At 72.9% G+C, this 6,609-nt stretch carries 7 protein-coding genes; 2 read left to right on the forward strand and 5 right to left on the reverse strand.

The annotated features are described in order from the left end of the window. The first annotated feature begins 85 nt into the window (after positions 1–85). Entirely contained in the window at positions 86–1,912 is a 1,827-nt protein-coding gene (locus Acor_RS18175; protein ID WP_170316984.1) for a serine/threonine-protein kinase, read from the forward strand. On the opposite strand, the gene Acor_RS18180 is transcribed toward Acor_RS18175, so the two are convergent. Continuing rightward, a complete protein-coding gene (locus Acor_RS18180; RefSeq protein ID WP_155337861.1) occupies positions 1,909–2,628 on the reverse strand; it encodes a DUF2470 domain-containing protein in 720 nt (239 codons plus the stop codon). The genes Acor_RS18175 and Acor_RS18180 overlap by 4 nt on opposite strands. 75 nt (positions 2,629–2,703) lie before the next feature. Between Acor_RS18180 and rpsD the strand changes: the two genes are divergently transcribed. Next, positions 2,704–3,318 (forward strand): 30S ribosomal protein S4, encoded by a 615-nt coding sequence (gene rpsD / locus Acor_RS18185; protein WP_155337862.1) that lies wholly within the window; start codon positions 2,704–2,706, stop codon positions 3,316–3,318. Here rpsD and Acor_RS18190 read toward each other — a convergent pair. From Acor_RS18190 to Acor_RS18205, 4 genes are all read right to left on the reverse strand, one after another. Further along, entirely contained in the window at positions 3,245–3,859 is a 615-nt protein-coding gene (locus Acor_RS18190; protein ID WP_155337863.1) for a P-loop nucleotide/nucleoside kinase family protein, read from the reverse strand. The genes rpsD and Acor_RS18190 overlap by 74 nt on opposite strands. Then, on the reverse strand, positions 3,856–4,095 hold the full coding sequence (locus Acor_RS18195) for a hypothetical protein (RefSeq protein ID WP_155337864.1): 240 nt from the start codon (positions 4,093–4,095) through the stop codon (positions 3,856–3,858). The genes Acor_RS18190 and Acor_RS18195 overlap by 4 nt, the downstream gene beginning before the upstream one ends. A gap of 4 nt (positions 4,096–4,099) precedes the next feature. Beyond that, complete coding sequence (locus Acor_RS18200; RefSeq protein ID WP_155337865.1) at positions 4,100–5,458, reverse strand: S8 family serine peptidase; 1,359 nt, start codon at positions 5,456–5,458, stop codon at positions 4,100–4,102. A 259-nt stretch (positions 5,459–5,717) separates the two neighbouring features. Further along, positions 5,718–6,609, reverse strand: an 892-nt coding sequence (locus tag Acor_RS18205) for an ROK family protein (protein ID WP_155337866.1), incomplete at its 5' end; no start/stop codon positions are given.

Below are 6,609 nucleotides of genomic sequence, written 5' to 3' on the forward strand. Positions count from 1 at the left end.
GGCGAACAGAGTCCGAACAGGGGAAACGGGCCGTGCGGGCGGAGCGTGCCGGATAGGCTGCGAGCCCGGTTCTTGGGAGGCTGGGTTGGCGCGTGAGAAGAAGGCGGTCGACCCCGGGGACGGGCCGGTCGCGGCGTTCGCCGCCGAGTTGCGGCGGCTTCGGGACCAGGCGGGGCGGCCGTCGTACCGGCAGATGGGGAAAGCCGGGAATGTGTCGTATTCGCGGCTCTCCGAGGCTGATCGGGGCTATTCGCTGCCCACGCTCGACATGGTCGTGGCGTATGTACGGGGCTGCGGGGGCGACGCCTCGGCCGTCAGCGCGATGGAGCGGCGGTGGCGGGAGACCCGCGCCGCGGTGCTGGCCGGGCGGGACGGCGCGGAGCCGCCGGCGGTCCGGCCCCTGGATGAGCAGGCGCCCCCGGAGGTCGGCGGGTTCCGGCTGTTCGGGCGGCTGGGGGCCGGCGCGATGGGGCGGGTCTATCTGGCGGAGCGCGGCGACGGGGAGGTCGTGGCGGTCAAGCTGATCCGGCCAGAGCTGGCCGACGATCCGGTGTTCCGGCGGCGGTTCGCGCACGAGGTGCGCGCGATCTCGGCGGTGCGGAGCCCCTACATCGCGCCGTTCGTGGCCGCGGATCCGGATCCCGCCGCTGGGCCGCCGTGGCTGGCGGCCGGGTATGTGCCGGGGCCGTCGCTGCGGGAGGCGGTGGCCGGGGGCGGGTTGCCTGCGCCGGTGGTGGCGCGGATCGCGGCGGGGCTGGCGGAGGCGCTGGTGGCGGTGCACGCGGCCGGGATCGTGCACCGGGACCTGAAACCGGCGAACGTGCTGCTCACCGCGGAAGGGCCGAGGGTGATCGATTTCGGGATCGCCCGGGCGCTGGACGGCACTCAGCTGACGGTGGCGGGCCAGCGGGTGGGGACGCCCGCGTTCATGGCCCCGGAGGAGATCGAGGACGATCGGCGCGGCGGTCCCGCGGCTGACGTGTTCGCGTTCGGGGCGGTCCTGGTGTACGCGCTGACCGGCCGGCCGCCGTTCGGTGAGGGCCCGGACGAGCAGGCGGTGCTTCGGCGGGTGCTCGAACAGCCGCCGGACCTGTCGGAGGTCACCGACCCCGGGCTGCGGGACCTGATCGGCCGCTGCCTGGAGAAGGACCCCGGGCTGCGGCCCACGGCCGTCGAGCTGGCGGGGATCTGCCAGACCCTGCTCAAGGGCGTGCCTGCCGGGCCCGGGTGGTTGCCTGGAGCGCTCCAGGAGGAGGCGGCGGGACGCACGGTGCTGGCCGCGAGCCTGCGCCGGAGACCTGATCGGTCCCGGCGGCGGTGGTCAGGCGCCGGGGTGATCGTCTTCGCCGTGGTGTCCGTCACGGTGGTGTCGGTGACCGTGGTGCTGCCGGAGCGGCTGCCGGTCATCTCGCCCACCCACCTGCCGATCATCTCGGACGAGGACGCGGAGCCAGGCGCAAGCTCCTCCACGGCGACGAACGAGACACCAGCCGAGACCGGGACCGTCGCTCCACCGGCCGGGGACGTCAACGAGCAGCGGACCGTGAGGTTGCACGCCACCGAACCCGGCTTCGCGTCCGTGGAGATCGACTACTGGCGGCAGGAACTGGACAACCCGGACAGCGCCCCGAACGGCGACCTGTGGATGGAGCCCGGCCACCTCTACACCGTCAAGTCGGCGGCCCTCGCCAAGATCGAATCCTCGCCCGAGGCCACTCCCGCCCGCTGCGCCCGTGTCACCGCCTGGACGACCAGAATCGACTTCAGCGCCCTGCGGGCCGGCGATCAGCTCTGCGCCCGCAGCGCCGAAGGTCGTTACGCGATGCTTGGCGTCGGCTCGCTGCCCGCGTCTCCGCGCAGCGGCGGCTACCTCGTCTTCTTCGGGCGCGTCTGGAAGCAGATGGCCCGTTAGTGCCGGCACAGGAGACAGGCCAGCGCCTGCTCTAACGCCGTGGGCGAGGTGACGGGGGCCGGCCAGGGGAGCCGGATCAGGTTGTCGGGCGCCGTGCGTACGGTCGCGCCGAAGCGGTCCAGCTCCCAGAGCCAGGCGTTGGGGGCGGGGGCGCCGAGCAGGACGGCGACCGCCTCGACCAGCTGGGCGCGGTGGGCCGAGTTGACGTGGTGGAGCATGCGTTCCGCCGCGTCGAGGAAGGGGTCGGGGGTGGCGGCCAGGTAGTCCTCGGCGTCCAGGACGCCGGATTCCTGGCCGGTCAGGTAGACCACCTGGGCGACGTCCACGCGGAGCAGGCGCGGGCCCCGGGATTCGACGGCGGCGAACAGGTCCTCGTCGGGGCAGCGTTCGGCGATGGAGATCGCGGCGTCGCGGATCTCGTCGGCGGGCACGGGCTGGATCCAGCCCCGGACCTTGAGCATGCCGCGGGCGCGGTCCACCGACTCGATGGCCCGGGTGGCCACCAGGTCGACGGTGACGACGATCTCGTCGGTCACCCCGTACAGGAGTTCGTCCGGCTTGACCAGGAGGATCGGGCGGCCCTCCGCGTCGACGCCGCCGCGGACGGCGGTGGCCGGCAGGGCCGAGCCCGCCACGGAGACATGGGTGGGGGCGGCTCCGACGGCGAGGGTACGGACCCGTTCGGGGATGGGGGGAGCCGTGACCGGGTGCTGCATGACGCTCCTTGAGGTCGACGATGCGCTAAGGTTAGTCTTACCTAAGTAAGGGTTACCTAACCACAAGGAGCGAGCGTGCGCTACACGGGTCCGAAGGTGCGGCTGTCCCGGCGGGCGGGGGTCCCGCTGACACGGAAGGCGGTGAAGTACTTCGAGCAGCGGCCGTACCCGCCCGGTGAGCACGGGCGCAAGACCAACCGGCGGAGCGTGGGCGACTACGGCGTGCGGCTGCTGGAGAAGCAGAAGCTGCGGTGGTACTACGACGTGTCCGAGCGGCAGCTGCGGCGATACTGGGATCTGGCCGTGCGCCGCCCCGGCCGGTCCGGCGAGGAACTGGTGTCGATCCTGGAGACCCGGCTGGCGTCGGTGGTGCTGCGGGCGGGCCTCGCGCCGTCGATCTACGCGGCCCGGCAGTACGTCAACCACGGCCACATCACCGTGGACGGCCGCAAGGTGGACATCCCCAGCTACCTGGTCCAGCCCGGCCAGGTGATCGGCGTGCGGGTGAAGTCCCGCTCCACCCAGCCATTCGTGGCCGCCGCCGAAGGCGTCTACGCCGACGAGCGGATCGCGCCCTATCTGTCGGTGGACCACAAGAACCTGACCGTGACCCTGCTCAGCCGCCCGACCCGGGAGCAGATCGTCGTCCCGGTCGACGAGCAGCTGGTCGTCGAGCACTACTCACGCTGAGCTCCAGCTGCTCGTCCAGCGGGCGCGCCCCCCGCCGGTTGTCGATCTCCAGGTACGGCACGGCGGGCGGCTCGTCCACTTTTATCGCCTCAAGAAACGCCTCGAACTCGGCGAGCTTGCCGGTGTCCCTCGGGGAGCCCCGGGCGATCAGGCGCTCCCGCAGAGTCTCCGCGTCCGAACGCACCCAGAACAGCCGCACCGGCGGCCCGCCGAGCTCCGCCACCCAGCGCCGCCAGCGCTCCGGGTCGTGCACCTGCCCGGTGAAGGGCCCGCTGAGCAGGACGGGGCAGCCGTGCGCCCGGATCTCCCGCGCGGTCGCGGTCAGGCCGTCGTATTCATGGTGTTTGACGTGCTCGTCATACCAGGGGCCCTCGCGTTCCCCGGGCGGGCGGCCGTGCGCGGCCAGGGTGGCGGCGACGAAGCCGCCGTAGAGGGTGTCCTTGTCCAGGAGGGCAGGGACCGGGCGCAGCGAAGCCAGCAGGGCCGCGCAGACAGTCGACTTGCCCGACCCCGGCGGGCCCGAGACCACCCAGATCGTCAACGCGGCGGGCCGAACGGCTCGATCCGGGGGTCGGACCAGGGGCCCTCGAAGTCGCGCCCGTCGTCGGCCAGCTTGCGGGCGGCCTCCGGCGTGACGCGCATGCCGTAGGTGCCCTTGTCCGGGTCCAGCGGGATCAGGCCGTAGCCGAGGTCGACGTCCTCCTTGGTCAGGCTGAGCTTGCGGAGCGCGAGGTCCATGGTCGCGCCCCGCGTGAGCCGTACGGTGATGAGAACCATGAGGTCATGCCGCTCTGTTAGCCCTGCTTCGCAGGGCTCCGATGATTCCGGCCGCATCCACGATGCCGTAGCCGTAGTCATAGTCATACCCGAGCTCGCCGCGATCATCGGCGCTGCGGCGCAGCAGTGTGCGCAGGGCGGCGGGGGACAGGCGCGCGGCGGGCCACTGGGTGCGGATCGCGGCCACCAGACCGGCCGCGACCGGGCAGGCCGCGGAGGTGCCCGAGTCCGGGGAGTTCTCGCCGAACGCGCGGGAACCGGCGAAGTGGGTGTACGCGCAGAAGTCTGGTTTGCGCTGGGTCAACCGGCCGGGGCCCTGGGAGGAGTAGCCGACCCGCTCGCCGTTGACGTCCACGCCGCCGATGGACAGGACCTTCGCGTGCGAGTTCGCGCCCGTGATCGAGCGGTCCGGGTAGGCGCAGCGGCCGTCGGGGCAGTCCCGGCCGCAGTTCCCGGCGGCGAAGAGCAGGTCGGCGCCCGCCTCGGCGAGGCTGCCCACGATCAGATTGAACGGATGCGCGGGATTGTCGGAGTAGTTACCGGGATGTCCGGGCGCGAAGTCCCAGCGCGGCGAGAAGGAACCCCAGCTGTTCGACACCACCAGCGACCGGGTGGCGGCCGGCTGGGCGTCCAGCACGGCACGCAGATGGGCGAAGGCCGCCACCGCGTCCGACAGCAGCCCGTCCAGCGCGGAACCTCCCGGCCGCCGCGACAGCAGCACCGGGATGTCGATCAGCGACGCCTGCGGCGCGGAGATCAGCGCGTCGAAGGCGCACATGGAGCCGTGGTCGACGGCGAACTCGCCCGCGCCGCCGGGCACGCCCGGCGGTGTCCAGCTGCGCTCCTGGTCGACGGTCAGGCCCCGGCCGAGCCGGCGGGCCACGTGCGCGGCGTTGATGCCGGTGTCGGTGACGGCCAGGGTGACCCCGGACCCGTCCAGCCCCTCGGCCCGCAACTCGGCCACCCGCAGCAGCCGCTCCACGTCGTGCCAGTCCCCGACGGGCGGGGTTCCGCCGCAGGTGAGCGAGGTCTCGATCACCGGATCCGCGTACACGGCCACCACGTCGCGGCGGCCGGGCAGCAGCGACATCCGGGTGGACACCTCGTCGTCGGACACCTCGCCGCGCAGCACCACCGAGGCCTCGTCCGGGGCCATCGAGTAGATGAGGGGCTGGTTCAGCGACAGCGGATCGCCGGTCGGCGAGGCGGGCATGGGGCGCGGCACCGCCACCGGGATGTAGGACTGGTCCAGCACGACGCCGGGCAGGCCGTCGGACACGTCGGAGGTGGTGGCGGTCATGGTCGGATCGGCCACGGCGGCGACGAGGTCGGGGGAGGGGCGGAGCTGGATCAGGACTCGCATGCGTTCACTCCGGGAGTGGGGGCTTGCCGGACCTGACCACCCTTGTACATCGCCCCGCGAGCCGTCCACCCGCATAAAACCCGTCATACACGGCTTGACCGGATCAGACGCCGCGAATCCCGCCAGTCAGTTTTCGGAAAAACCCCGTCCGTCTGGCCGGACCGGGTGGCACCCTCGCCGGGGCGCCGAGGTCGGCGTGAACGGCGTCGCGGCGGGACCGGGCGGCCGGACGGACGGGAGTCAGTGGGGGTCAGGCAGGTCAGGCCCCGCTGAGTGTCGACATCTCGGGCGGCAGGATCTCGATCGCGGTCGGGTCGGCCAGCACCCGGTCCACCACGACTCCGGCCGCTCCCCGGGACGCGGCGCCGAAGCCCAGGTCCGAGGCGATGAACGTGCAGTGCGCCACGGTCCCGGTCACGCCGAGCCGGGTGAGTTCCGCCTGCGCGCGGGGAAGCAGGTGCTCGGCGAGGCGGGCGAAGTAGCCGCCCACGACGATCACCCGGGGGTTGAACAGGCGGACCAGGGTGGCCGAGCCCAGGCCGAGCCAGCGCCCGACCTCCGCCAGCGCCTGGACGACCTGGGGGTCGCCCTCGGCCTGGCGGCGCTCGATCTCGGCCAGCCGCTCCTCGGGATCGCGGACGATCCCGTCCGGCACGCCGTAGGCGTGGTCGGGGGTGACCATGCGGACCAGCGCGGCCAGCCCGACCTTGGTCTCCCAGCAGCCGGTACGGCCGCAGCCGCACTTGTCGCCCGCGGAGTCGACCATGACGTGGCCGACCTCGCCGGCGAAGCCGTCCGCGCCGCCGAGCAGCCGGCCGCCCGCGATTATGCCGCCGCCGACGCCGACCTCGCCGGTGAGGTAGACCAGGTCGGTGGTGCCGGCCGCGACCCCGCTGGTGAACTCGGCGAGGGCGGCCAGGTTGGCGTCGTTGACGACGGTCACCGGGATGTTGGGGGCCACGTCCCAGGAGAGGCGTTCGGCCACGGGCACGCCGTACCAGCCGAGGTTGGGGGCCACGTGCACGATGCCGTTGGCGCCGTCGATGAGGCCGGGCACGGCGACCGTGATCCCGGCCACGTGGATGCCGAGCAGGCCGAGTTCGGCCAGGGCCTCGCGGGCGACCCTGGCCAGCTCGTCCAGCGACCGCTCC

Source organism: Acrocarpospora corrugata (assembly GCF_009687845.1).
In the GTDB taxonomy this organism is placed as follows: Bacteria; Actinomycetota; Actinomycetes; order Streptosporangiales; family Streptosporangiaceae; genus Acrocarpospora; species Acrocarpospora corrugata.